The organism is Desulfococcus sp. (assembly GCF_041737845.1).
Classification (GTDB): Bacteria; Desulfobacterota; Desulfobacteria; order Desulfobacterales; family Desulfococcaceae; genus Desulfococcus.
The window spans coordinates 61,672-86,789 of the sequence record NZ_JBGSQX010000115.1; the positions used below are offsets into that span (position 1 = coordinate 61,672).

Genomic DNA, 25,118 nt, shown 5'->3' on the forward strand with positions numbered 1-25,118 from the left:
CAGACCTCCATATCCGTCATCGCGCGGGGATGTCTCGCCCGAAGACCGCAAACCCGACCGTGCCGATAATCCCGAAAACAAAGGCCGTGATCAGGTTTGTTTCGGGGCTGATCTGCCACAGGAACGCCCCGCCCAGGGCCGCGACCGAGACGAAAACGTCCCGGATCAGATAATACAGGCCGAACATGCCCGCCTTGCACGAATCCGGCGCCAGATCCATGATCATCGCCTTGCGGGTGGGTTCGCCGAACTCCTTGAGTCCCCGCAGGATGAACGCCGCCATCAGCCATTCGATGGAGCGGCTGTACAGCAGCACCAGGGGGAACAGGGTGAAAAAAACAAAGGTCATGAGGACAAAAGGCTTCTTGGTGGTGCGGTCGGCCAGGTAGGCCACCGGGATGTAGACCAGCACCGCCGTGGCCATCTCGATGGTGGTGAGCAGGCCGAATTGCACCGCCGAAACGGGATGGGCGATGGTCTTCATGCACCAGACCACCACAAAGGCATATGGGATCTGCTCGCAGAAGCGGATCAGGATATCGGTCGCCAAGAGGCCTTTCATGGCCGGGTTCATCAGGTGCAGCAGCTTCAGGGGGTTTTTTTCAGGCGTCAGACCGCTGGCCTCGGATGAAGACTGCGCGGGCCTGTCGTCATCGATCATCCGCTGCTGCAAGACCAGCGCAACCAGGGCCAGGGCCAGGGACGCCGCAAAGGCCAGGCGGACACCGTCGCGTTCGCCCCAGACAGCGATAAAAATGCCGCCCGCGATGGGACCCAGGGCCATGGGGATTCGGCGCACCAGCGAATGCATGGTGACCCCCATGGTGCGCTTATTGGAGGGCAGCACCCGGTACATCAGGCTCATGGTGGCGGGCAGGGAGATGGCCGACCAGGAAATGAACAGCACCGCCCCCATGAGCACCGCCTGCCACGTGGGGATCAGGATCACCAGGGCGAAACCGGCAATGGCCACCAGGTTGAAGATCAGAAGCGATCTCTTGGTGCCGATGCGGTCGGACAGGTAGCCCCCCGGAAAGGAATAGAGGGCCGAAAGCAGGTTGTCCATGGCCTGTAAAAGACCAATGGCCAGCACACCACCTCCCAGGGCCAGCATATAGATGGGCAGGAAGCGTTCGGCCATGCGTTCGCCCATGCCCACCAGCACCGCCATGGCCAGCACCCCGACGGTGCTTCGCTGCAGGCCAAGAAAACGGCTGATCCGAAAAACGCGGGCCTTCAGGGTTTCAGGTGTGGCCATGGGGCATTCCTTTACGATTCGCCGCGGGCCACATCGAGCCGGCACCAGGCATACAGGGCGTCGTAAACCTCGAACTGACGCTCGATGTTATCCAGGTCATCCGGAAAGCGCAGGCCGTAGCCCACCGCGATGGCCTCAACGCCGGCCGCCAGGGGATCGGCATCCAGCCGTCCGGTGTCGGCCGCGTTGATGACCTTGGCCATGCGCAGCAGCGCCTTGTCGGTCAGCGCGTACTCCTGGACGATGACGCTGAAGGTGCAGAGCTCCTCGCGGTGATGCAGTTCGGCCCCGGGCGTGTCGAAGGGGATCGCACCGGTCTTTTGGGCGACCTCCAGGACCTTGCTCTTGGGCACGAACAGAAACTCGGCGTCAGAATCAATAAACCGGGTGATCAGCCAGGGGCAGGCAACGCGGTCCACGTGCACGTGGGAACGGGTGATCCATTTCATGATGCTTCTCCTTTGATTATGGGCAGAGCCTACTGCTTCTTGGCTCCGAAATAGGCCAGGGTTGTGTCTACCAATGCCTGGACATCCTCGATGAGGTGGTTGAATTTTCCGTTCAGGTCGTCGGCCAGGTGCTGAACATACTCCCGGGCGGCTTCCTCGCCGTACTTTTCCTCGAAAATCCGACTGAACTCCAGCACGCGGGTGATGTCGTGGCGCTCGTTTTTGTGCTGCGGATCATCAATCCACTCATGGACCTCGCGATAGGGTTTTCCGGTCCGACGGATGCTGATCTCAATATGCTTTTCAATGGACGGCATGGTTTGGCTCCTCTGTGTTTTAATGTTTCTCGGTTTTAATTTTTCCCGGAAGGGTTATTCCCTCTTTCGCCGCTGGTAATAGGCGTACAGGTTGTCAAACAGCCGAAACCCTTCCGTCATCCGCTCGTCGTCATTCGGCTGAGAGGCCCCAAGGCCGGTTAATAAGACATTGAACCCGACTGTTTCGGGGCGGCCGAATTTGTCGTCTTTCAGATCAATGTCGTGGACGACCTCGGCCAGGGGGACGAGTGCCCGATCCTGGAACTGCAGCCGCCGGATCATGACTTCGAAGGTGCAGCAGTCCCCCTCGTGGGTATATTCGCCGCCAAACATGTCGAACCGAAGCTCTCCGGGTTTGGGGGTATACTGAGGATCGGAGACAAACTTGAACGCCGCAGCCGGATCCACGAAGCGCCGGATCAACCAGCCGCAGGCGATACGGTCAACAAACAGGTTTCTCCGCGTTACCCAGGTTTTTCCTGACAGGTCTTCGCGCCTCTCCCTATAGGAAGCCGCCGCGGTTTCAGATTGGCCGGACAGGCGTTTCGCCAGTTCTTTAAGCAGAATTTCGGCGGTCCCTCGCTCCGGTGCCCGAAAAAAATCAATGGCGGCGATGTTATCCAGCCGGCGCCGCAGCTTGGATACCTGAGCCGCCCCCTTCACCGCCGGGTCATGGGGGCTGTCCCCTCCCGAAGACCACTCGGCTATCAGGAGGTTGGCTTCCTGAATGATCTTTTCGTAGTCCGACGTGCGTGTGTTTTGAAACATGGCGATAATCTGTTCGTCGGTGAGGCCCTCGATAAAACGCGCTTCGGAAAGGGATCCGTCCCCCCCGCCGTCGACGATTTCCTTGAGCGTCCAGCTTAGGTCTTCACGCGACTGTTCGGAAAAGGGCATGGCGTAAACCGACGGCTTGATGGCAACGGCGCCAACCTGCTGAAGCCGCCGCCATATTTTCACCCGCAGGGCATTGGGCTTGGGCGGGATCTGGTGGATCAGCAACAGCCACGTTTTCGAATCATTTGAGGCCATAAAATATCCTATCAACTGTTACATGTATAATGTAACAACTGTGATTATGTGTCAAGAGGCTTGTTGACGATATCTGAAGGCCCATTTTTCAAGAGACCGATATCGGGGCGCAGTGCCCTAAAAAAAAAGGCCGACGATTCTCCCGAAGGAAAATCCCCGGCCCATAACGGCGGTTCGGCGGCGTCTGCACCCTCAGTGCAGGCCGAACCCCATGGATGCATATTCACGAATGCTCTCGCGGGCTTCGCTGACGGTTTTCCCCAGCTTCCAGGGTTCCATGAAGCCCTCAAGGTTCATTTTCCAGCCTTCATCATCCTGAAATATTTCAGCGTCCTCGCAGGACATGCCGCATCCTTCCTCACCGAGGACATCGTACAGGGTTTTCAGGAGTTCGGTTTTATCGCTCATCCAGGCCTCCTTTCAGGTCCCGCAGAACCCCAGTTTGCATTCCCGGCCCCTTGCCCGGCTGATCACGCCGCAGGCCAGGCCGATGGGGATGATGGCCGCGAAGGCAATCAGACCGTAAGGCACGAAAAGGCTCAATGCCGAAAAAGCGATCAACGCCGCGATGGCTGCGGCGGCACATATATTCAACATGACAAACCTCCTTCAGTGTCGGGGTTATCGTCTATGCGTTCATATCCTGGACCTCAAAACGCGGTCCGGCGGATCCCTTGTCTTACCGAAAGCCTAATCACAGGAAAGCCCGGGGTCAAGCCAATGTCGGAGCGACAGGATGCGATTCATGACACCCATCCGCCGCCCTATCGGGCCCCCTGCGGCCAAGCAGATGGAATGGAAGCGGCCTTTGAGCGGTCACATCAGCAGGCGCGACCCGGGGGAGGGATGAATTTTCTGAAGCTTCTTGAAACTGGAGGGGGTTCTCGGCGGGGCCCTCCGTCATGCGGCCGGCGCTAAGGCGCCTGGCCAGAGGCCTCGCCGCAGCAAGGAAGTATCCGGCGATGAATGGGGATCAGGAGCCTTTCGATCCTTCGGTCGGGGGGTCGGAAGCTCTTTCTGGCTTTGTCGCCTGGGCTTTTTCATGGATCTCATATATTGTGCCACCCCAGCCGTCGGGGACCTCATGGATCTCCCAGTACTGTTCGCGAACCCGGGCCAGCGGCCCCAGGATTTTGTTGTAGGCCGCCTCCATTTCGTTCAGTTGCTCCAGGATCCCTTCGGTATCCCCCGGATCGGACTCCAGGATATCCCGCATGATGTCCATGTTCAACTGAAGGGTCATGAGGGGGGTGTTGATCTTGTCGCTCAGCCCGCCGGCCATCTTCTTGATGGTTTCCACCTTCTGCAGCTCGAGCGTGCGGGTGACATTGTGAACGATGCCCTGGTAGGTGCAAATTTTGGTTTGGATCGCGCATTCCGCGATGGCGTTGATGACCACATCGATCTCGGCGCCGCCGGCGACCCGCCATTTCACCAGCTGCTGGGCATGCCCCTGCGCCTCCAGTTGCTGCAGCAGCCCGTCCCGCTGCCGGTGGTCCACATACAAGTCCAGTATATTTCGGGGGTGCAGATCCTCGGTCATTCCCAGAAGCGACATGCCCGCCGGGTTCAGTTCCAGAAAATTGCCCTCCATATCCACCCGGTAGATCATTTCACTGCTGTTTTTGATGATGCTCGAAAGCTTCCGGCGTTCTTCCTGCAGCTCCATTTCCTTGCTTTTCTGCTCGGTGATGTCGACCAGGGTGTGGTCGATGCGGCGGGGCATGCCGCCGCCGCGCTCCACAAACAGGGTGTTGCCCATGTCCCGCACCCACTTGATCTTCCGGTCATTGCTGATGATCTGGTATTCCAGCTCGGAGCTTTCATGGATATCGGGGAACCCGTTATAAAAGTCCATGACCCGGGGCAGATCTTCCGAATCGACGAAATCAAACAGGTGGCGTTTGCCGCTCATGATATCTTTCATCGAGCAGCCCAGCAGGGCCTCGACATATTTGTTCACCAGCAGGATGTCGTTGCAGTCGTATGGGGCCATGGCCATGAGCACGCTTTCGCTCTCGTCAAGATGGCTCCGCATGCGCCGGTTGTCGCGCTCCAGTTCAATGAGTTGATCCTCATAATCCGTCACGTCCGTCAGGCTGCAGCAGATGCCCGGGGCGTCGGCATAGATCCCGTGGAGTTCCACCGAAGAGACCTTGAGGCGGACCAGGCGCCCGGCGCGGGTGGATCGCTGCAGCCCGAAAATGATGGGGGCCGGAGACCCCATATCCAGTTGCCGCAGGCAGTCCGACACCATATCGCGATCCGAATCGACCACGAGGCTCAAGAAAGAGCAGCCGATGATCTCGCCGCGGTTTTTTCCGACCATTTCGCACAGCGCCGTATTGGCGTAAATCACCCGCCCCATGTTGAGGACCGCAACACCCTCGGAAAGCATGGCCATGACATGACGAAAGGGGATGGGGTTGGCCGAGGGGAAGGGATCATCCTGGGAATCGTTTATCGGTTTTTCCATTTTTTCAACAAGTCATCCATCAGGGAAACCCTGCATGTTTAAGCGGTTATGGGCGCTGCCCGCCGCACCCTTCTTAACAGAGGTGCTTGCTTTTGTCTGGCGCGAACATAGCGACCCGGCAACCGTGTGTCAATCTAAAACGGCGCTCGAAATCCCTGCCTGAGGATCTCGCTTCCGATAGCGGTCCAGGGCCTCCAGAACAACGTCGATGTCGCCTTCGGTAGGGTCGGCCGAGACCTGGTACCCCCGGATCTCCTCACTGCCCCGGGGAACCACCGGAAAGCCCGGTCCGGTGGCCAGGATGCCGTTTTCCATCAGGTACGCGACGAGTTCGGCCGTTCTTCCGGTATCCCGGATCATGAGGGGCACCACCGGGTGCTCGCTCGGGAGGATCTCAAACCCCAAGGCCGTCAGGCCCTGCTCGAACCTTCTGGGGAGGCGCCGCAGCCTGTCCAGCGGTCCCCTGCCCCGGCCGCTGTCCAGAATCTCGACGGCCGTGAAGGCCGCGGCCGCTGGATGGCGTCCTGAGGGATTTTATCCGGGGGGCTGGCGGGTCCGAAGGTGGCGATGCATCTGGGGGTGAACACGGCGCACCGGCATTTCCGGGCTGCATCGAGGACGTTGTAAAGGCCGCCCATGTTCACCAGCCAGCCTTTTTGGGGGTTTTTTTCCGCGCTGGCCGAAAGAATCGCGGCGAGAGGATAGATGGTGTCGATCCTGCAGCGTCTGACCCATGCGGCGACGGGTTCGATCTGTGGGCACTCGATGAAATGAAAAGGGCCGGATTCCCCGAGGGCCCGGCCGGGCTTTTTCGTGTGGCCGGCGGCCATGACGGTGTCATTGCCCGGGGTGTTTTGCAGGGTCATGACCATCTCCGACCCGATCCGGCCGAGAGCCCCGGTCACCAGAACTCTTTTCATGAGCGCCCCTCAAAAACAAAGGGGCACCCGCAATGATTTAGCGGCATGCCCCCATTTCGGAAGAGAAAAGCGACTTACTTTACAGTGACGTTGACTGCGGCAAGACCTTTTTTGCCTTGCTCGACATCGAACGAAACCTTGTCACCCTCGCTCAGGCTTTTGAAACCGTTTGCGTTGATACCTGAATGATGAACAAACACATCCGGTCCGTTTTCCTGCTCGATGAAGCCGAATCCTTTTTGGTCGTTGAACCATTTTACCGTGCCATTGGCCATAATGACATCCTCCTTTCTTTGAATTATTCAAAAATTTAAATCTGGAGGATGCTTCATTGGCGTTCAGAATTTTCCTGCAGAAAAAAATCGTTCCGCCCGTTACCGGCGGAACCTTGTTGAATGCGAGGAATATAAGCCGGTTTTTACCCAAATGCAAGCAAATTATTCAACATCAACAAAAACATCCGCCTGCGCTCGACCGCTGTGGATGTGGCAACGGACGGTTTTAACAACCGCTGCCGGGATTTACCTTGTCCGGGACCTGGAATCGCTTTATCATGACCCCATTCGTTTAAACGCTTTGGGCCCTGCCGGCCCGTCACCGGTTCATGAACAACCTGCCAAGATAGAGAGGCTCCCCTTGTCAACGCGAACGCAGCTCCTGGTTTACCTCGTATTGCTGGCCCTCGTGGATACGGTCATCCCCATCCCGATTACGGCAATGATACTGATCACGGTCTTGTTCCAGAAACCCCAATGGTTCAGGGACTGGGTCGACGAGATCTACCGGCGATGACGGCCGGAGTCGTCATCCCACCGATGGGCAATCCGACCATCGAAACCCCATGCGCCGCCGGAGGCGATGGATGGCCCTGAAGACGCAGACATATCGCCGGGGAGGTACGGACAACCTTGCCACTGGAACCTTTTCTCATGGCTCCTCCCCTGCGTTCGGCCCTCCCCGGAGCACGGCATGGAGGGTTTCGCTCAATTCGTGAATCCGATAGGGCTTGGCCACCGCGCCTTTGAAGCCATATTCCCGGAAGTGCGCGATAATGGGGTCGTTGGCGTATCCGCTCGAAACGATGGCCCTGGCATGGGGTTCGATCTCCAGGATCCTTTGGATCGCCTCTTTCCCTCCCATCCCCCCTGGAATGGTCAGATCCAGAATGACCGCGTCGAATGGCCGCCTTGAATCACGTGCATACCTGTACAAGTCCAGCGCTTCCTCGCCGGTCCTGGCACACTCAACCTCATAGCCGAGTTCCCGCAGCATCTCGCGGCCCACGTCCCGGATATATCTGTCGTCATCCATCAGCAGAACCCGCTCGTGCCCATGCATGATCGGGGAAGGCATGACATTATGGTTGACGAGGGATGACGGCAGCGCCGGCAGATATACATGAAACGTGGTCCCCGCATTCGGTTCGGATTCCGCAGTGATATGGCCCTCATGTTTGTCGATGATGGAATAGACCATGGCCAGCCCAAGGCCGCTTCCCTTCTGCTTCGTCGTGAAATACGGGTCGAATATCCTCGGGATGTGCTCCCGGGGGATGCCCGTGCCCTGATCGCGTATCGTGGTTTTCACGTAGCTGCCGGCTTTCACGGGCGGGATCAGGGGCGGCTCCAGCGTCACGTTCTCGGCCTTGATATCGACATGGCCTCCCGCCGGCATGGACTGATGGGCATTCAGGATGATATTGCTGATGACCTGGCTGATCTGCCCGGCATCAACATTCACCGCCCACAGGTCGCCCGGAATATCGAACCGGCATTTCACATTGGATCCCCTCAAGCAGAACTTTGCGGTATCCTTGATGATCTCCGCCAGAGAGACCACCCGCTTGACGGGGGCGCCGCCCTTGGCAAAGGTGAGCAGTTGACGGGTGAGGTCTTTGGTTCGCAGCGCGGCCCGTTCGATCTCCTCCAGTTTCTCAAATACCTTCCGCCCCGGTTCGGCGTAAAGTTTGGCAAGGGAGACATTCCCGATGATCGCCATCATGGCGTTGTTGAAATCATGGGCGATGCCGCCGGCCAGAATGCTGAGGGATTCGAGCCTCTGGGACTTCTGGAGTTCCTCCGCCGTCCTGAGGTTTTCCGTCACGTCGCGAAACACCAGCACCACGCCCAGGGTCCGCCCCTGTTTGTCGACGATGGGCGCGCCGCTGTCGGCGATGGCGCGCTCCGTCCCGTCCTTGCCGATCAGCACGGTATGGTTGGCCAGCCCCACGATGCCGCCGGTCTCCATGACCTTGGCCACCGGATTTTCACAGCGCTGCCGGGTCATTTCATTGACGATGTTGAAGACGGCCTCCAGCGGCCGGCCGCAACCCTCCGCCTGCGACCATCCGGTGAGCGTTTCGGCCACCGCATTCATCATCGTCACCCGACCGTCCGCGTCCGTGGTGATGACGCCGTCCCCGATGCTCCTGAGCGTCACCGCGAGGCGCTCCTTTTCTTCGGCCAGAGACGCCTCCGCGCGCCGGCACTCGACGATATGGCCCCATTCCCGCAGAGCGCGGCCGACAATGTGGGGCATGTCCCCCAGCGCGGCCGCGGACTTGACGACATAATCCAGGGCCCCGGCCTTCATGGCGTCCACCGCCGCGCGTTCGTCCCCCTGGCTGGTCATGACCACCACCGGGAAAAGCGGCCCGCGGTCATCATGGGCCAAAAACACGACTCCCCGGCCGTCGGGCAGCACCAGATCCGTCAAAATGAGGTCGGGCGTGTGTCCGGCAAGGTATCGCCTCGCCTCCGCAAGGCTCCCGACGATGGAAAGCCTGAAACTGCCGGCATGCGGATCAAAGGCGCGGCGCACCAGTTCGGCATGGGACGCCTCGTCCTCCACCATCAGGATATGGCTCTTTCTCTGTGTCATGGCTTGTCCCCCGGCTGTCAGCGGCGGTTCCACAGCAGCCAGTAATTCCCCATGGTTTCGATCAGGCTGGCGAACACGTCCAGATCCATCGGTTTCACGAGATAGCTGTTCGCGTGAAGCCGGGAAGCCCCGGCGATGTCGCTCTCGGCCTCGGATGTGGTCAGCACCACCACGGGGATGCGGCAAAGGGCCTCGGATGTTTTGATGGACTTGAGGACCTCCAGGCCGTCGATCCGGGGCAGGCGAAGGTCCAGCAGGATCAGACGGGGCAGGGGGTATCGGGCGCGAACCGCATAGCTCCCGCGCCGGAAGAGATAGTCGAGCGCCGCCTCGCCGTCTGAGACATGCTCGATGACGGCGGCGGCATGGGTCCTGCGGACCAGTCGCATGACCATTTCGGCGTGATCGGGATTGTCCTCGATCAGGAGGATGAGATCGGGTTCATCTTTCATTTTACAGCGGCTCCCTTATATTCGAATCCATATCGCCTTGAAGCGTGAAACAGAAACTGCTGCCGTGTCCGGCCCCCTTCGATTCGACCCAGACGCGCCCCCCGTGGACCTCCACAATCCGCTTGACAATGGCCAGCCCCACACCGGCGCCTTCCGCGGACGGGTCCAGCTTTTCAAAAAGCCCGAAAACCTTGCTATGGTAGGGCGGATCAATCCCCATGCCGTTGTCCCGGACGAAGAAGACGGGGCCGTCGTCCGTTTGCCGGCAGCCGATTTCAATCCGGGGCGCAGGCTGCGTTCCCATGTACTTGCCGGCGTTGTCCAGGAGATTTTCAAGGGCTTCGCGCAGCCGCTGGCGGTCGGCGCAGACGATCGGAAGGTTCCCGGCGATCTCCACCCGGATATTTTTTTCCGCCATGCGGCCGGAAACCATCTCCTTCGCCTCCCGGGCGATCTCCTCGAAGGGAATCCGCTCGGGAGGGTTGATCAGGCGGCCGATGCGCGACAGTTCCAGCAAATCGTTCAGGAGTTCCTGCATCCTGTGGGCCGCGCCCCGGATGCGGCTGCAATCCTCTTTCACCCTGGCCATGTCGCCGCCCAGGGCGTCTTTTTCCAGGAACCCCAAAAAACCCTGGATGGTGATCAAGGGGCTCTTGAGATCATGGGAGACCGTGTAGGTGAACCGCTCAAGTTCCGCGTTCTTGACCTCCAGGGCCTCAATCAGCGCCTCGCGCTCCCCCTCGCGGAGGGCCAGTTCCCGCACCTTGGCTTCGAGGGCCTCCTGGTATCCGAGAAGCTGCCGGTTTTTGTGATCGAGGGTGTCGAGCATGTCGTTGAGCGTCACGCCCAGCATGACGATGTCGTCTTTCGGATCGCCCGGAAAATCAAATCGCGATGCCATGCTGCCGGATTTGATGTCGGCGATCACCCGGGCCACCGAGCGGACCGGCCGAAGAATATTGCGCGCCAGGAGGGTGATGACCAGCAGCATGGTCAGAAGACTTGCGGCCATGGACGCCAGAAACGACACGCTGAGCCGCTCCCGGAGGGTTTCCGCTCTTGCGAACTCGGTTTGCAGAGACTTCTCCGCCTCCCCTGAAATGTGGGACAGAAGGGCCGTCAGCGCCTCGCTCGTTTCGTTGAACCGCATGGAGGTCGACGCGAACTCGCCGACAAGCCCGATATCCTCATCGAGGATGGCGCCGTAGCCGTCGAGATACCCGGACAATCTCTCATTCAGGGCATCCGCCTGTTTCAACTTGGCCTTCAGCGATTCGATGACCACCTGGAGTGCCCGGTAATCGGACGCCCTGGGGTTGTCGGCATAACTCATCTGAAACTGGGTCAGGACAAACAGCGACTTCAGAAAAACCGGGTTGCGGATGCTCAGGATGGAAGAGGCCAGGGACTGATAGCTGGAATCGATTCGGGTGCGCTGCAGGCGGTGTTCGGTATTGATCTGCATGAGGCGGTTGAAGTCCTGTTCGTACCGTCTCAGCAATTCGGACGCGGGCCCGAGCCTGCCTGTAATCGCCGCATCGGCAGGTTCATCCGAAAGGCCCGCCAGATGGCGTTTCAACTGGGCCATGAGGGTTCCGAAACGCTGTTCCGCGTCTGAAAACTCCTGGGTGAACACGGCCCGCTCCCAGAAGCGCATCTCAAAAAAAAGGTTCAGCAGGGTGCCGATCTCCCGCTCGACGCGCACGATGCGCTGGCCCTGGGCTGCAACCCGGGACTGCTTATGCAGGAAATAGGCCATCTCCGCGTAGCCGATGGAGAACAGGATCGCCAGGAGGCCCAGAATGCCGTAGAATTTCTGGTTGATGGTCCGGAACACGTCTATTTCTCCATGACCATCAGATCGACGAGAATATTCGGCATCGGCCGTTCCCCGCGATACAGCATGGCAATGCTCTCAACGGCCAGTGCGCCCATTTTTTCGGGCTGCTGAACAACGGTTGCGGTCAGCCGGCCCTCCCGGAGCGCGCTCCGGGCCTCCCGAATGCCGTCAAAACCGACCAGCACCGTCGTTTTTACGCCCGGGAAGGATTCGAACGCTTCCATTGCGCCCAGGATCATATTGTCATTGTGGGCAAAAACCCCATCGATCTTGGGGAGCCGCTTGAAAAGCTCAATCATGACCTCCCGGGCCCTGGGCCGTTCGAAGTCCGCCACGACCCGGGCCGCGACATGGATCTCCGGATATTCGCGGAGGGCGTCGTTGAACCCCGCTCCCCGCTCCTGGCTGGCCGAAGTCCCGGGAATGCCCTCCAGCTCGACGATGTTTCCCCGCCCGCCCAGATGATCCGCCAGGATCCCGGCGGCCATCCGGCCGCCCTTGACGTTGTCGGATTCAATATGGCAGACGACCTTGCCGTCGGATGCCTTTCGGTCCACGGTGACCACCGGAATGCTTTTCTGGTTGGCCAGTTCGATGCCGGGTCCGACGGTTTCGGTATTGGTCGGGTTGACGATGAGGGCGTCGATGGGGTCGTTCAGCAGGCTCATGAGGTCCGTCAACTGCTGGGCCTCGTCGTTTCGGGCGTCGTAAACCGTCAATTTCATGCCGTGCAGCAATGCTGTCTGCTCCGCCTGCCGGTGCAATGACGCGAAGAACGGGTTTTTCATTTCCGATATGGACAATCCGATTTTTTTGTCGAAGGTTTCGCATGTCACCAGGTCCACCGGGGTGGCGATGAATTGCGGGACGCGCTCTCCATTGAGGGACTGAACCGCAAGCTGCACCCCGAACTCCCCCATCAGCTCCGGATGCTGCTCCACGGTCGCGTGAATCCGCCCGTCCCGCATCTCGTGCCGCACGGCCTCGATATTGTCATACCCCGCCAGCCATACCTTTCCCGCCGATCCTGAAATATCCAAGGCCTGGAGGGCACCCAGAGCCATCTTGTCATTGGCACAGAATATGGCGTCCACGGGACCGTGCTTCTCCAACAGCCGGATGGCCAGGGAAAGGGCTTCATCCGTATGCCAGTTGGCGCTTTCGCTGGCTACGATCTCGATGGCCGGCCCCCGCTTGACGGCCTTCGTGAAAGCGGTTTTTCGCTGATCCGCGTTTTCAACCCCGCGGATGCCCTCGATGACCATCACGCGCCCGCGGCCCCCCAGTTTGCGCTTGAGGTAGTCTCCGATTTTCGCTGCGCCCTCGCGGTTGTCCGAACCGACGAACGGGATCGAAACGCCCAGCTTCTTCAAGGTTTCCCGGTGCAGCGGGTTGTCGACATTGATGACGGCGATCTTTGCCTCAAACGCTTTTGCACAGACCGGGACCAGCGCCTTTGAATCCGCCGGCGCAATGACGATGGCGCCGTAGCCCCGTGAAATGAGATTCTCCAGGATGCTGATCTGACGTTCGACATCCGTTTCGCGCTCGACGCCGAAGACCTCCAGGGGGATGCCGTGCTGCTGGGCATAGGACTTGGCGCCCGACTCCATTTTGGAGAAAAAGGGGTTGGTGAGGGCCTTCATGACCAGGGCCACGGTCTTTTCATTGCCGGCCAGGGCGGGCGCGTCGAGGCAGCAGAGAGGAAAGGCGGCCAGAACAATGAAAACCGTGCTGAGAAAAAAGACATGTCTATCCGCGGGTGCGTTGCGACGGCGCATCATGGTCTCCTTTGATGCCCAAAGGCCTGTATCGGCCTGACAAAAGGCAAATCGGTCGTCTTATTCGGGTGCCGGTTGGATATGGGGTGGAGATATGGTTTTATAGGAAGAATCTTGTCGAATTGTCAATTCGGAAAAACAGACCGGTGCATTGGAAATCACCGGTTCGGGAAAGGGGAAGGCCCCGCTGTGCCGGACTTCCGCCCAGGCACCGGGTCAGAAAGCTTTGCTCGGAATGCCCCCTCGGTGCAGCACATCATCGATCCGCCGCGGGTCCCGATCGTACTTCCGGCGGATTCGTCTCTTCATCCCCCTTGGCGGCGGCGCAGAAATCATAACACACATCGCACAGGGTCACGTCGTCATCGGTGATCAGTTTGTTGACGTCGTTGTAGTTCTTTCCGCACAAGGCACAGTAAAGAATATCGTAAGCCATGGTCGCCTCTTCCGCGGGCAGCGGGCGGGTATTCCCCGGGGCGCGACGGCCGCGCCCGGGGGAGACATGGATGGGATGGAAGCCTGAAGACCAGGCTCAGGGGAGTCACTCAGGGGTCGGTCGGGGTCAGGACCTCGGTTTGGGCCACTGCTCCACGACCTGGCCGTCCGAATTCCGGATGGTGATGGAAACGCCGTGATCGCCGTCCAGGCGATGGGTTGCGCAACTGATTCATGGGTCGTAGGCGCGCACGGCCATCTCGATCTTGTTCAGGATGCCCTCGTCGACCTTTCCGCCCTGAATCAGGGTCCGGGCCGCCTGGTTGACGCTCATGTTCATGGGGCCGATGTTGTGGGTGGTACCGACGATGAGGTTGGCCCGGGTGATGAGGCCGCGATCATCGGTGGAATAGTCGTGGATCAGGGTCCCCCGGGGCGCCTCGACGCACCCGACGCCCCGCCCGGCCTTGGGTTCGAACTTTGCCCGCACGTCCGGGTTCGTGATCTCGGGATCGTTCAGGATCTCGATGGCCCGCTCGCAGGCGTAGACCTCCTCGATGAGCCGGGTGTAGTGGTAGAGGAGGGTCGCCTGGGCCGGGCGGCCGAAGGCTTCCCGGAATTCTTCGAGTTCGGCCTGTGCCCTGGGGGTGGCCATCCTGTCGGCCACGTTGACCCGGGCCAGGGTGTTGGCACGGTAGATGCCTTTGGGGTTGGCGAGGTCCATGGAGAACCCTTCGTTCCAGCACTTCGCGTAGGGGAACTTGCTGTAGGAATAGGGCTCCACGTGCTCACCGATGTAGTCTGCGTAGCTCTTCACGTCGAACTCGAAATAGGTGCCGTCGGGCTTCATCAGGCGGATCTTTCCGTCATAGAGGTTCAGGGCGCCGCCGGCGTCCACCGTGCCGATAAAGCCGGTGTGGATCACGCCGATGGTCTGGATGGCCTCCATGTATTTTGGGAAGATCTCCTTTTTGGCGAATTCGATGGTGAACAGGGCAAAGTCCATGAGCTCTCCCATCTTTTCCAGGATCTCCCTGCGGTCCGCCTCGGTCATGGGCTTGGAGAACCCGCCGGGAACCCCCGCGACGGGGTGGATGGTCTTGCTCGAGAACTTGTCCAGGATCATTTTGGCCATGAAGCGCATCCGGACCACCTTCTGGGCCAGTTCCGGGTTGGCCTTGGCGATGCCGATGACGTTCCGGACGGCGTAGTCAGCGTCCGGCCCGATCACAAAATCCGGGGCCGCCAGGAAGTAGAAATGGAGCAGCTTGTCCTCGACGTGGGCGAGGGTCTGCATGAGTTCGCGGAGCTTGCTGCCGGTGGGCGTCGGAGTGACCCCGAAGCATCCGTCCACGGCCTTGTTGGACGCCAGATGGTGCATCCAGGGACAGATGCCGCAGATCCGGCTCACGATCCGGGGAAGCTCCTCGGCCGGTTTTCCCTCCACAAATTTTTCAAACCCGCGGAGGGACATGACGTTCACCCGCGCATCCCTGACGTTGCCGTCGTCATCCAGTTCGATGCCGATGGATGCATGTCCTTCGATGCGGGTGATGGGTTGTATGTTGATCACCTGGGTCATGAATCAGGCCTCCTTTCGTTTGGGGCGGAGCATGTGATGGGCGCCCGAAAACCGGAGAAACGACACGCTTTCGGGCAGGGATCGGACATCGATGCCGTTGGATGCCAGGGCATTCAGCATGTCGAGCCGCTGGTTGCCGCCGGGCTGCACCGGCCCGTAGCACCCGCGGCACGGGACCCGGGCCGAGATGCATCGCGGGCGGAGGGCGTCGCCGCCGCACCCGGCCCGGGTCACCGGCCCCATGCAGACCATGCCCTGCTCCAGGAGGCACCGCATCTTGTCGAGGGGTTCATCCGCGGCGGCATAGGCCGGGGCCTCCAGGAACCGCCGGACGTCCTTGAGTTCGCCCTTGCCCATCCGCACCGTGGGGCAGGTGTCGCAGACGCTCTTGTCGGGCAGCACCGGGGATTTGCCCGCCGCCAGGGCGGCCAGGGCGGAGAAGATATGGTCCGGATGGGGCGGGCACCCCGGCAGCAGGATGTCCACCTGGATCTTCTCGTCCAGCGCATAGCACGAGTCCAGAAGCGGCGGGATGCCCTGGCCGGGGTAGGCCGTCACCGGGTCCGTGGTTTCCGTGGTGTAATACCGGTCCAGAATTTCCGCGTTGGTATAAGAATTCGACAGGGCCGGAATGCCGCCATGGGTGGCGCAGGTACCGAGGGCGATGATGACGCCGCACTTCTTGCGCATTTCACGGGCGACCTCTAAATGCTCCTCGTTCCGGACCCCGCCGCTGATGATGCCCACGTCCGCATGGGGAATATCGATATGCTTCCCGTCTCCCGTCTGACCGAAATATTTGTGGTCCATGAGCGCCGGGATATGGACGAAATCTGCGATTTCAAGCACTTGAAGGAGCCGTTCGCCCATGTCCAGGATCGAGATCTCGCATCCGGAGCAGGCGTTCAGCCATTCACTTGCGACTTTGACTGTCATAGGGTTTCCCTCCTGCTGAACCGTTTCAGCATGCTGGGGTGTTGAGGCTATCGGTCGATCACAACCGGTTTCATGCCGAGGTCCCTGCGGTTGTGGCGGGCCGCTTTTTTCTTGGCCGCGGACGCCGTCCGAACCTTGCCCAGGGCCTCGCTCGAGGATGCGGGGTTCTCCTCGCGCGCAAACTCCTCGACGACCTCGGCGCCCCTGGCATCGGCGAATACGGCGCGGCCCAGGGGGCTTCGGGTGATCACGGTGGTCCACCCTTCCTCGGCCCCGATCCCCCCGAAGGAGATGTCGGCGAACTCCGAGGAGTAATCCGGGCAGAACCGGCAGGCATACCGCCGCATCGATTCGACCCCCGCGAGGTCGATGGACCGCACCTCCCCGTCTTTCAGGTGGACCAGGAGGGCGTCCTTGATGTTGATCTTCCGGACATTCTCCCACGAAAAGCCGCCCATCTCCGAGAGCGCCTTCTGTTCGGCCGCGCTGAAGGTGAAGTTCCCCGAGCAGAAGAGTCCCAGGCAGATGGAGATGGATTCGGAGGGGACGAGGCTCAGGGTCTGCATCCGCCGGATCGACATGATCTGGCAGGGCGTTCCCACCAGGGCGACCCGCCGGAGCCCTTTCTTGAGCATGGGGTCGAACTCCTCGATGGAGGAAAAGGTCATGTACTGGTCGCTGAAGCGCTTCATGCCGTGGGAGGTGTCGAAGAAGAACCCGGCGCCCTCCTTGATCTCCTCCCGGGTGACGGCGAGGAACGGCTGGCGCTGGAAGCGCCCGACCTGACGGGCCACGATGGCGCCGTCGATGCGGCCCCGGTCGAACATATGCAGGAGCAGGGCGGTGACCACGCCGCCGTCGGTCGCCGCCTTGAGCACCGCCTTGTCCGTGGCCCGGGCCACGGTCGTCTCGATGATCCGGCCCATGGGGGCGCTCCAGTTCGAATGACGCCTTGTCTCCTCCTCGAGTTCGTCGATCTCGGGGCAGATGGTGTAGCAGAGACCGCACTCGATGCACTTCTCCATGTCCCCGAACCGGGGCTTCCCGTCCTCGCTCAGCTCCAGGGCCCCGTAGTTGACCGCCGTGCAGAACGTCACGCATCCCCCGCAGCGGTGGCACAGTCCGGGTTTCTGGACCTCCTGAACCAGGTTGAAAAATGTTTTCATCATGCCTCCTTCCAAGGGGGTTATTCGAGTCCCACCGCTGCCAGGTCCGGGCCGAGATAGGCGCGTTCGGTTTCGCCAAGAATTCCCATGGCCAGACACAGGATGCTCCAGAGGTGGACCGTGTGGTAATGCCCGCCGAAATGCAGGGCGAGGTCGTGGATCTGGGCGTGGCAGTTGTGGCATGGGGTGATGCAGTAATGGGCGCCCGTCTCCATGATCTGGTCGAACTTGATTTTGCCGTAGGCCCGCCGTTCGTCGGCGTACCCCGACTGGAGGAACCCGCCGCCCCCGCCGCAGCAGTAATTGTTGGAGCGGTTGGGGTACATCTCCACGAAGTTCTCCTCGCCCACGGCCGCTTTCACCACCAGGCGGAGGTCTTCGGCCACCGGGTCGCCGAAGCTCTTCCGCACGAGCTGGCAGGGGTCCTGGACCGTGAATTTGACCTTCAGGTCCCGGTTCCAGTCGGAGCTGACCTTGAGCCTGCCCTCCCGGATCCATTCCGCGTAGCAGTGGATGATGGTCTTGATCTCGAAGTTGTAGGGGATGTTATATTTTTGCAGTCCGGACCGGACCGCGAAGAGTTCGTGCCCTCACTCGGTGTTGAGCCAGACCTTGCAGCCCAGGTCCTCCACGGCCTTCACCTTGGTCCGGACGATGCTCTCCCAGGCCCTGTCGTCGGCCAGGAACATGCAGTAGTTTTCGGCGGCCCATCCTTTCGACCCGTAGGTCCAGTCCGCGCCCGCCTGCTGAAGGATCTTCCAGAGGGGGATCATCTCGTCCGGCTCGGTCACCGGCTCCCGGGAGTTCTGGTTGAGGAAATAGACCGCCCCCTTCCGGTCCATGGGCACCTGGATCTCCTCGAACCCCGGCTGCATCTCCCGAACCTCGTCGGCCACATCCTCGACCACGAACCGCCAGTCCTCCTCGGAGGCGCCCATGGCGCTGCAGGTGTCGTGCCGAAGGGCCTGGTCGCAGGAACCCAGGATGCCCTTGGGTCGGTTTTCCCGGGGCCAGCTCGCGCGGACGTTGAAGATAAGCTGGGGGATGTTGATCTTCATGGGGCAGACGCTGATGCACCGCTGGCACATGGTGCACATCCAGGCCCAGTCGCTTTTGAGGATCTCCTCGTCCATCCCCAGGGCCGCCATGCGGAGGAACCGCCGGGGGTCCATGTCCGAAAGGCCGCTGGCCGGACATCCGGAGGCGCAGAGACCGCAGGTCAGGCAGGCGTTCAGGTTTCCGCCGTCCGGGAGAAGCGCCATGACGGCGTCCTTGAAAAGGCTTCTGGGCGCTTTTCCGAGCGTAATGGTCTGTTCTGACATAAGTCCTCCTGTATCGCCGTCTATCCGGCTGCAAGCATGGATTCGGTCCGCTTCACGGGATTCGGGCCCAGGGCCCGGATCTTTTCCGTAAACCGGGTCACGACCTCGGCGAACCTCGGCGCCTCGGCGGAGGAAACCCATTCAATGGTGAACCGTTCGGGATCGACGCCGGAGTCTTCCAGCACGATCCGGATGACATCCAGACGGGCGTGGGCTTTGTGATTACCTTCCAGGTAATGGCATTCACCCAGATGTCAGCCCATGACGATGACGCCGTCGGCCCCGTTGCCGAAGGCATGGATGACGAGGTCCGGATGGACCATCCCCGAACACATGACGCGGACCGCCCGCATGTTGGGCGGATACTGGAGGCGGGACACGCCGGCCAGATCGCCGCCGGCGTAGGCGCACCAGTTGCAGAGAAAACCGATGACGACCGGTTCGAATTGATCAGACATTATTTTTTCTCCTTGGTTGTGATTTCAATATACAGCCAGTGCCGCACTCACCTGGTCCTTGAGCTGTTCCAGGGTAAACCCGTGGACATAGATGCCGCCCTTGGGGCAGGTCGCCTCGCAGAGACCGCATCCCTTGCAGAGGGCCTTGTCGGTGAGGATCCGCCGGTGGGACCTGCCGTCCTGTCCGTCGTACTCCTCCAGCTTGAGGGCACGGTAGGGGCAGACATCGAGGCAGAGGGCGCACCCGTCGCATTTTTCGGTGACAAAGGACTTGATGGCATCGAGCTGCATCTCCTTCTTCGCCAGGATCACCCCGGCCCGGGCCGCCGCGGCCTTGGCCATGCCGATGGACTCGTCAATGGGCTTGGGATAGTTGCACATGCCGGCCAAAAACAGGCCCTCGACCGGCATGTCGACGGGCCTCAGCTTGGGATGGGCCTCGTTGAGGAAGCCGTCGGCGTTGGCCGCGCATTTATAGAGCGCCACCAGGTCCCGGGTGTCGTTGGGTTCGATGGCCGCCGCCAGCACCACATGATCCGCCTCGATCCGGAGCGGAAACCGGGAGATGGGATCGAAGACCGACACGAAGAGCCCCTCGCCGTCCCGAATGACCTCGGGCTTGCGATCCAGGCTGTAGCGGATGAACAGCACCCCCAGCTCCCGGGCCTTCCGGTAAAGCTCCTCGCGCTCGCCGTAGGTGCGGATATCCCGGTTCAGGATGTAGACGTTCATGGCGGGATTAAGCTCCTTGAGCCGGATGGCGCTCTTGACGGAGTGGGTGCAGCAGACCCGGCTGCAGTAAGGGCGCCGCGGTTCCCGGGAGCCCACGCACTGGATGAAGACCGCGCTCGCGGTCGCTCCGGCGAGCCCCTCGTCCGCATTGAGGCGGGCGTCGAATTCCAGGTGGGTCATGATCCGGTCGTCCCGGCCGTAGAGATACTCGTCCGGGCGGGACTCGCGGGCCCCGGTGGCCACGACGGCAATGCCGTAAGTCACGGCCCGGGATTCTCCGTCCACGCGGATCTTGCTCACGAAATTCCCCACCGAGCCGACGGCGGTCTCCAGGGCCGCGTTCTTGAGGACCTTGATCCTGGGATGGCGATCCACCCGATCGATCATCGCCTCGAGCACGGGCCGGACCGCCCGGCCCCGATCGGTGGCGGTGAGGTGCCAGGCGTTGCCGCCCAGGCGGTCGCTTTTTTCGAGGAGGATCGTCTCGTATTCCTGGTCCGCCAGGCCCAGGGCCGCGCCCATCCCGGCGAGGCCGCCGCCGATGACCAGGGCCTTCTGGGTGACGCCCACCGAATCCCGGTGGAGGGGATAGTTCTTCAGGACCTTGGCCACGGCCATCCGCACCTGGGCTATAGCCTTTTCCGTGGCTTTTTGGGGTTCGTTCTGATGGACCCAGGCATTCTGGTTCCGGATGTTGGCCATCTCCATCATGTAGGGGTTCAGGCCGGCCTCCCTCAGGGTGTCCTGGAAGAGGGGTTCGTGGGTCCTTGGCGTACAGGCCGCAACGACGATCCGGTTCAATCCGTGCTCCCCGATCTTCTTGGCGATGAGATCCTGGGTGTCGGCCGAACAGGTGAAGAGGTTGTTTTCCACATAGGCGACATGGTCCAGGGTTTTGGCATAGTCGACAACGGCCTTCACGTCGACCACGCCGGCGATGTTGATGCCGCAGGAGCAGACGAACACCCCGATCCTGGGCTCCTCCGCCGCGATGTCCCGCTCCCGGGGATAGCGCTTCTCGCGGGTGAGGGTCCCCCGCGCCCGGATGAGCGTCGCGGCGGCCTCGGCCGCGGCGGATGACGCTTCAGCCACGGACCTGGGAATGGCCTTGGGGGCCTGGAAGGCGCCGGTCACGAAAACCCCCGGCCGGCTGCTCGTCACCGGCTCGAAATTGGTGGTCTTGGCAAAGCCGTGGGCGTCCAGCGCCACGCCGAATTTCTCGGCCAGGTCCCGGGCGTCCGCCGGCGGCTCCATGCCGACGGACAGGATGACCATGTCGAAATCCTCCACGACCGTCTCGCCCGCCTCGGTGACGTAGCGCATGGAGGCCCCCATGCTGTCTCTGCCGGGCGCGATGGTATGGGGCCTTGCCCGAACGAAGCGGATCCCCGAGGCCTTGGCCATCTCGTAATACCGCTCGAATTCCTTGCCGTGGCTGCGGATGTCCATGTAGAAGATGCTCTGCTGGAGGTCTGCGCCGGCCGTGTGTTCCGCCGTCACGATGGACTGCTTGATGGAATACATGCAGCAGACGCTGGAACAGTAGGCGTTGGTGCACCGGTTCGTGCTCCTCGACCCCACACACTGCAGCCAGGCGATCTTTCGGGGCTCCCGCCCGTCCGACGGCCGCACCAGGTGGCCCATGCACGGTCCGCTGGCTGAAAGGAGGCGCTCGTATTCCAGGCTGGTGACGACGTCGGGGATCTGGGTGTAGGCGTAGAAATCGTAGCCGGAGGGATCGAAAGGCTTGAACCCGGGGGCCAGAATGACCGAACCGACGTGGATGTTGACCATCTCTTCCTTGTCATCGAAATTGATGGCGCCGGTGGGGCAGAATTTTTCGCAGGCCCGGCACTTCCCCCGCTTCAGGTAGATGCAGTTCTCGCCGTCGATGGCGTACTTGAGGGGCACCGCCTGGCCGTATTTGATGTAGGCGGCCTTCCGCTTGTTGACCCCCATGTTGAACTCGTCATCCACCTTCCGGGGGCATTTCTCGGCGCACAGGCCGCAGGCGATACATTTGTTCATGTCGATGTATCGCGGTTTTTTTCGAAGGGTTACGGTAAAATTTCCGGCGTCTCCGGAGACACCCGCCACCTCTGAAAGCGTTAACAACTCAACATTCAAGTGCCGACCGCACTCGACCAACTTGGGTGAAATAATTCACATGGCACAGTCGTTGGTCGGGAAGGTCTTGTCCAGCTGGGCCATCGCACCGCCGATACCGGCACTTTTCTCGACGAGATAGACAAAGTACCCTGAATCGGCCAGATCCAGCGTCGCCTGGATGCCGGCGATCCCGCCGCCGACCACCATCACAGATCCAATCGCCTTTTGCGACATGGCAACCTCTCTTTTTACGGGTTGATGTTTCCTGGGTTTCACAACGGCATGGGAGCCGGCCGGGGACAACCGGTCCGCGACCTCCCCCGAAATCCCCTGATCCCTGCAGAAGCGCAGGAATTCAGGGGCTTCTATGAGATATTTCTTTCCAACAGTAGGGCGGGCCGCCAACCGGCCGCTTCGGATCCAGTTGGTGACCGTGTTGCGGTGAACGCCCAGGATGTTGGCAAGCTGCCCCACGCGAAATTCAATCATGACGGGCCCTCCGATGCCGAATCGGCAAATCGCTCCCGGATCAGATCCCGGATCCGGGAGCACATGACGGGAACCGCCGCCGCCACCGGGTTCGAGAGGCCGGGGCTGACCATGGACGGCAGCCCAGTGGTCTGCACCACGAACACGCGGACGTCGATATCGGTCTGGTCCTGGATCTCCTTGAGCATGTTGGTGGTGGGAAACTGATGGAGGGAAAAATCGCAGATCTTGGCCGGCGAGATGTCCGCCACGTCGATCTCGAATATCTCTCCGGCTGCGGCTCCCGGAACCTCCATGGCGTCGACGATGACGATCAGTTCGGGTTTCTTTTCCACCAGGAGAAAATCGAACAGGATATCCCGGATCGAGGTTCCCACATCCAGGCAGGCGACTTCATCCGGGAGGGGAGCCGCCCCCTCCAGATGCCGGATGACCTCCGGCCCGAATCCGTCGTCGCCGATGAGAGGGTTCCCGCAGCCGAACACCAGGCATTTTTTTTGGTAGATCTCTCTCAGCATGGCGTATTTCCGATACGGTTTTATGCAAATTGTGCAAATTGTTCAAACTATGCCATAGACGCTGGTGATGTGCGTAACAATAACTGTGCCAACGCCTGGGCCAACATATTACTATTTGAATTTAAATGGAAATATAAGAAAGGTGGAAAATGGGAGGGACCCGGGCGCCGGGGCGAAACCTCCCCGAACCGGATTTAGAATTTGAATAAACCGTTGGTGGAGCATAGAAATAGCGAATTGGGGATATTGCTGGACTATCTGGGGCGATTATTCCCCGAATTTCGAGGCCGCTGCGGCCCATCGATCAGGCCGTAGCGATGCATCTTGATGAAGAGGGTTTTCCGGTCAACCCCCAGCAGCCTGGCCACGAGGGTTCTGTGCCAGCGGTGCCGCGCGAGGGCAGACGCGATGACCCCCTTCTCGTAGCCTTCCACCAGTTGCCGGAGCGTCCCGTCGGCGGGAACACCGCCGCCGGGGTCGAGGGTTTTGGGACTTCCGGGGTCCGATGCCGTCAAATCGATCCCCTTCATGGCGCAGTACCGGATGATGACGCTCTGGAGTTCCCTCACGTTTCCGGGCCAGTCATGTTCATGGAGCCTTTCCATCTCTTTTCCGGTGATGGGCCGAAGGTTCAATTTTCCGCCGTGGATCATGAGAAAATGGTCGATCAGCAGGGACAGGTCTTCCTTCCGCTCCCGGAGCGGTGGGAGATAGATGGGGAGGATATGGATCCGGAAATAGAAGTCCTCCCGCAAAAGCCGCCTTCGGACGTGATCTTTCAGGTCCCGGTTGGTGGCGCCGATAATGCGGACATTCGTCTTTTCGACCTGGTTGCTTCCCACCGGGGTGTAGCCGCCGCCTTCGATGACGCGCAGAAGCTTCACCTGCATGTGGGGGCTGATCTCGCCGATCTCGTCCAGAAAGAGGGTCCCCCGGTCGGCATAGGCGATATATCCCTCCCGGTCTGTATTCGCCCCGGAGAAGGCCCCGCGGACGTACCCGAAGAACTCGCTCTCGAACAGGTTTTCCGGGATCGCGCCGCAGTGGACCGGCACAAAACGGTGGTTCCGCCGGTCGGAGAGGTCGTGGATGGCATGGGCCACCAGCTCTTTTCCCGTGCCGGGTTCCCCGTAGAGGATGACGTTGGCATCCGACGCGGCCGCGTTGAGGATCTCGTCGTAGACCTGCTGCATGGCGGGGCTTTCGCCGACGATATTGCCGAAGTTGCGCCGCAGGCGTACGCCGGCGCGCCGGAGAACCTCCCCGGGCATCCGGCAGGATGCGCCGTCTTTCAGCGCGGTTTCGGCCATCTTCCTCTCGTGAACGTCGGTGATCATCGACAGCAGCAACGGGCCGCCTTCCCCGCGGGGCACCGGGGCGTTGACGCTCTGATACCACCGGCCGCTCGCGGGGTCCCGGATATCGAAGCGCACGGTTTCCCCCCTCAGGACCTGGTCCATGACGCAGAACGGACATGGGGTCTTCCGGCCCTGGAGCGCCGCATGACAGGGTTCGCCCACGGCATTCCGGCCGATGCGGTCGACCAGCCGGTCGTTCATGTAGGAAAGGAGATAGTCCGCCCCGGAGACATAGATCTCCCCGTCGAATGCCCTGACCACCGCCCGAAGCAGCCCATCGCCGTCAGGCATGATGGCCGCCCGCCGTTTTTGTTCCAAGTTCATGGGCATGCCGCTTTTCCTCAACTCTCACAAGTGGGGCCGCCGCTCCCATCCGCCGCCCACGGCGGGACGCCTGGCCTCTGTCCGCGTACTACCCAGACTAATAAGTTCAAAAAGACCGCCTGTCATCTGCTGCACCCCATAATCACCAGGGCGCCGGAACAGTTCCGCCGGGGCCGATCCATGCATCCCGGGAGAGCCCGGCCGGCGGTCCGCCCCACTTTGGGGTTGAAGATTGGGCCGAAATCATCTATAATACTATAATATACTAAAAATATTCATCAAAT

General features: G+C 60.8%; 24 protein-coding genes and 1 pseudogene. 1 reads left to right on the forward strand and 24 read right to left on the reverse strand.

Translation table 11 applies throughout. The features are described from left to right. Positions 1-16: 16 nt before the first annotated feature. From ACEW8N_RS13315 to ACEW8N_RS13360, 10 genes are all read right to left on the reverse strand, one after another. Positions 17-1,258, reverse strand: coding sequence for an MFS transporter (locus ACEW8N_RS13315; RefSeq protein WP_373500320.1), 1,242 nt, complete (start codon positions 1,256-1,258; stop codon positions 17-19). Positions 1,259-1,269: 11 nt separating this feature from the next. Then, on the reverse strand, positions 1,270-1,707 hold the full coding sequence (locus ACEW8N_RS13320) for a chromate resistance protein ChrB domain-containing protein (protein WP_373500321.1): 438 nt from the start codon (positions 1,705-1,707) through the stop codon (positions 1,270-1,272). 29 nt (positions 1,708-1,736) lie between these two features. Continuing rightward, positions 1,737-2,024, reverse strand: coding sequence for a hypothetical protein (locus ACEW8N_RS13325; RefSeq protein WP_373500322.1), 288 nt, complete (start codon positions 2,022-2,024; stop codon positions 1,737-1,739). Positions 2,025-2,078: 54 nt separating this feature from the next. Further along, entirely contained in the window at positions 2,079-3,056 is a 978-nt protein-coding gene (locus ACEW8N_RS13330; RefSeq protein WP_373500323.1) for a chromate resistance protein ChrB domain-containing protein, read from the reverse strand. Positions 3,057-3,248: 192 nt separating this feature from the next. Then, complete coding sequence (locus ACEW8N_RS13335; RefSeq protein ID WP_373500324.1) at positions 3,249-3,464, reverse strand: hypothetical protein; 216 nt, start codon at positions 3,462-3,464, stop codon at positions 3,249-3,251. A gap of 12 nt (positions 3,465-3,476) precedes the next feature. After that, the gene (locus tag ACEW8N_RS13340) at positions 3,477-3,653 is read right to left on the reverse strand and encodes a hypothetical protein (RefSeq protein WP_373500325.1); all 177 of its coding nucleotides are present in this window, start codon (positions 3,651-3,653) and stop codon (positions 3,477-3,479) included. 376 nt (positions 3,654-4,029) lie between these two features. Beyond that, a complete protein-coding gene (locus ACEW8N_RS13345) occupies positions 4,030-5,532 on the reverse strand; it encodes a PAS domain S-box protein (protein ID WP_373500326.1) in 1,503 nt (500 codons plus the stop codon). A gap of 129 nt (positions 5,533-5,661) precedes the next feature. After that, positions 5,662-5,937 (reverse strand): hypothetical protein, encoded by a 276-nt coding sequence (locus ACEW8N_RS13350; protein ID WP_373500327.1) that lies wholly within the window; start codon positions 5,935-5,937, stop codon positions 5,662-5,664. 5 nt (positions 5,938-5,942) lie between these two features. Continuing rightward, positions 5,943-6,452, reverse strand: coding sequence for an NAD-dependent epimerase/dehydratase family protein (locus ACEW8N_RS13355; protein ID WP_373500328.1), 510 nt, complete (start codon positions 6,450-6,452; stop codon positions 5,943-5,945). Positions 6,453-6,526: 74 nt separating this feature from the next. Next, complete coding sequence (locus tag ACEW8N_RS13360; protein ID WP_373500329.1) at positions 6,527-6,727, reverse strand: cold-shock protein; 201 nt, start codon at positions 6,725-6,727, stop codon at positions 6,527-6,529. A gap of 361 nt (positions 6,728-7,088) precedes the next feature. Here ACEW8N_RS13360 and ACEW8N_RS13365 point away from each other — a divergent pair, with 361 nt between their 5' ends. Further along, positions 7,089-7,244: a hypothetical protein gene (locus ACEW8N_RS13365; RefSeq protein ID WP_373500330.1), complete on the forward strand. Its 156-nt coding sequence runs from the start codon at positions 7,089-7,091 to the stop codon at positions 7,242-7,244. A gap of 135 nt (positions 7,245-7,379) precedes the next feature. On the opposite strand, the gene ACEW8N_RS13370 is transcribed toward ACEW8N_RS13365, so the two are convergent. From ACEW8N_RS13370 to ACEW8N_RS13435, 14 genes and pseudogenes are all read right to left on the reverse strand, one after another. Beyond that, a complete protein-coding gene (locus tag ACEW8N_RS13370; protein WP_373500331.1) occupies positions 7,380-9,332 on the reverse strand; it encodes a response regulator in 1,953 nt (650 codons plus the stop codon). A gap of 17 nt (positions 9,333-9,349) precedes the next feature. Continuing rightward, positions 9,350-9,784, reverse strand: a complete 435-nt coding sequence (locus ACEW8N_RS13375; RefSeq protein ID WP_373500332.1) for a response regulator — start codon at positions 9,782-9,784, stop codon at positions 9,350-9,352. A 1-nt stretch (position 9,785) separates the two neighbouring features. Beyond that, the gene (locus ACEW8N_RS13380) at positions 9,786-11,621 is read right to left on the reverse strand and encodes an ATP-binding protein (protein WP_373500333.1); all 1,836 of its coding nucleotides are present in this window, start codon (positions 11,619-11,621) and stop codon (positions 9,786-9,788) included. Between the two features lie 2 nt (positions 11,622-11,623). Then, entirely contained in the window at positions 11,624-13,408 is a 1,785-nt protein-coding gene (locus ACEW8N_RS13385) for a substrate-binding domain-containing protein (RefSeq protein ID WP_373500334.1), read from the reverse strand. Between the two features lie 253 nt (positions 13,409-13,661). After that, the gene (locus ACEW8N_RS13390) at positions 13,662-13,841 is read right to left on the reverse strand and encodes a ClpX C4-type zinc finger protein (RefSeq protein WP_373500335.1); all 180 of its coding nucleotides are present in this window, start codon (positions 13,839-13,841) and stop codon (positions 13,662-13,664) included. Between the two features lie 231 nt (positions 13,842-14,072). Then, positions 14,073-15,422 (reverse strand): Ni/Fe hydrogenase subunit alpha, encoded by a 1,350-nt coding sequence (locus ACEW8N_RS13395; protein WP_373500336.1) that lies wholly within the window; start codon positions 15,420-15,422, stop codon positions 14,073-14,075. Positions 15,423-15,425: 3 nt separating this feature from the next. Continuing rightward, the gene (locus tag ACEW8N_RS13400; RefSeq protein WP_373500337.1) at positions 15,426-16,358 is read right to left on the reverse strand and encodes a methyl viologen-reducing hydrogenase; all 933 of its coding nucleotides are present in this window, start codon (positions 16,356-16,358) and stop codon (positions 15,426-15,428) included. Between the two features lie 47 nt (positions 16,359-16,405). Beyond that, the gene (locus ACEW8N_RS13405; RefSeq protein ID WP_373500338.1) at positions 16,406-17,527 is read right to left on the reverse strand and encodes a Coenzyme F420 hydrogenase/dehydrogenase, beta subunit C-terminal domain; all 1,122 of its coding nucleotides are present in this window, start codon (positions 17,525-17,527) and stop codon (positions 16,406-16,408) included. A 17-nt stretch (positions 17,528-17,544) separates the two neighbouring features. Then, positions 17,545-18,846, reverse strand: a complete 1,302-nt coding sequence (locus ACEW8N_RS13410) for a (Fe-S)-binding protein (RefSeq protein ID WP_373500339.1) — start codon at positions 18,844-18,846, stop codon at positions 17,545-17,547. Positions 18,847-18,866: 20 nt separating this feature from the next. Continuing rightward, positions 18,867-19,304: a hydrogenase iron-sulfur subunit gene (locus tag ACEW8N_RS13415; RefSeq protein ID WP_373500340.1), complete on the reverse strand. Its 438-nt coding sequence runs from the start codon at positions 19,302-19,304 to the stop codon at positions 18,867-18,869. A gap of 24 nt (positions 19,305-19,328) precedes the next feature. Then, entirely contained in the window at positions 19,329-22,379 is a 3,051-nt protein-coding gene (locus ACEW8N_RS13420) for an FAD-dependent oxidoreductase (RefSeq protein ID WP_373500352.1), read from the reverse strand. 120 nt (positions 22,380-22,499) lie between these two features. Continuing rightward, positions 22,500-22,634 (reverse strand): annotated as a pseudogene (locus ACEW8N_RS13425) (helix-turn-helix domain-containing protein); the annotation flags it as partial. Continuing rightward, positions 22,631-23,152, reverse strand: coding sequence for a hydrogenase maturation protease (locus ACEW8N_RS13430; RefSeq protein WP_373500341.1), 522 nt, complete (start codon positions 23,150-23,152; stop codon positions 22,631-22,633). The pseudogene ACEW8N_RS13425 and the gene ACEW8N_RS13430, both read right to left, overlap by 4 nt. Before the next feature lie 254 nt (positions 23,153-23,406). Then, positions 23,407-24,834 (reverse strand): sigma-54 interaction domain-containing protein, encoded by a 1,428-nt coding sequence (locus ACEW8N_RS13435; RefSeq protein WP_373500342.1) that lies wholly within the window; start codon positions 24,832-24,834, stop codon positions 23,407-23,409. Positions 24,835-25,118 lie beyond the last annotated feature (284 nt).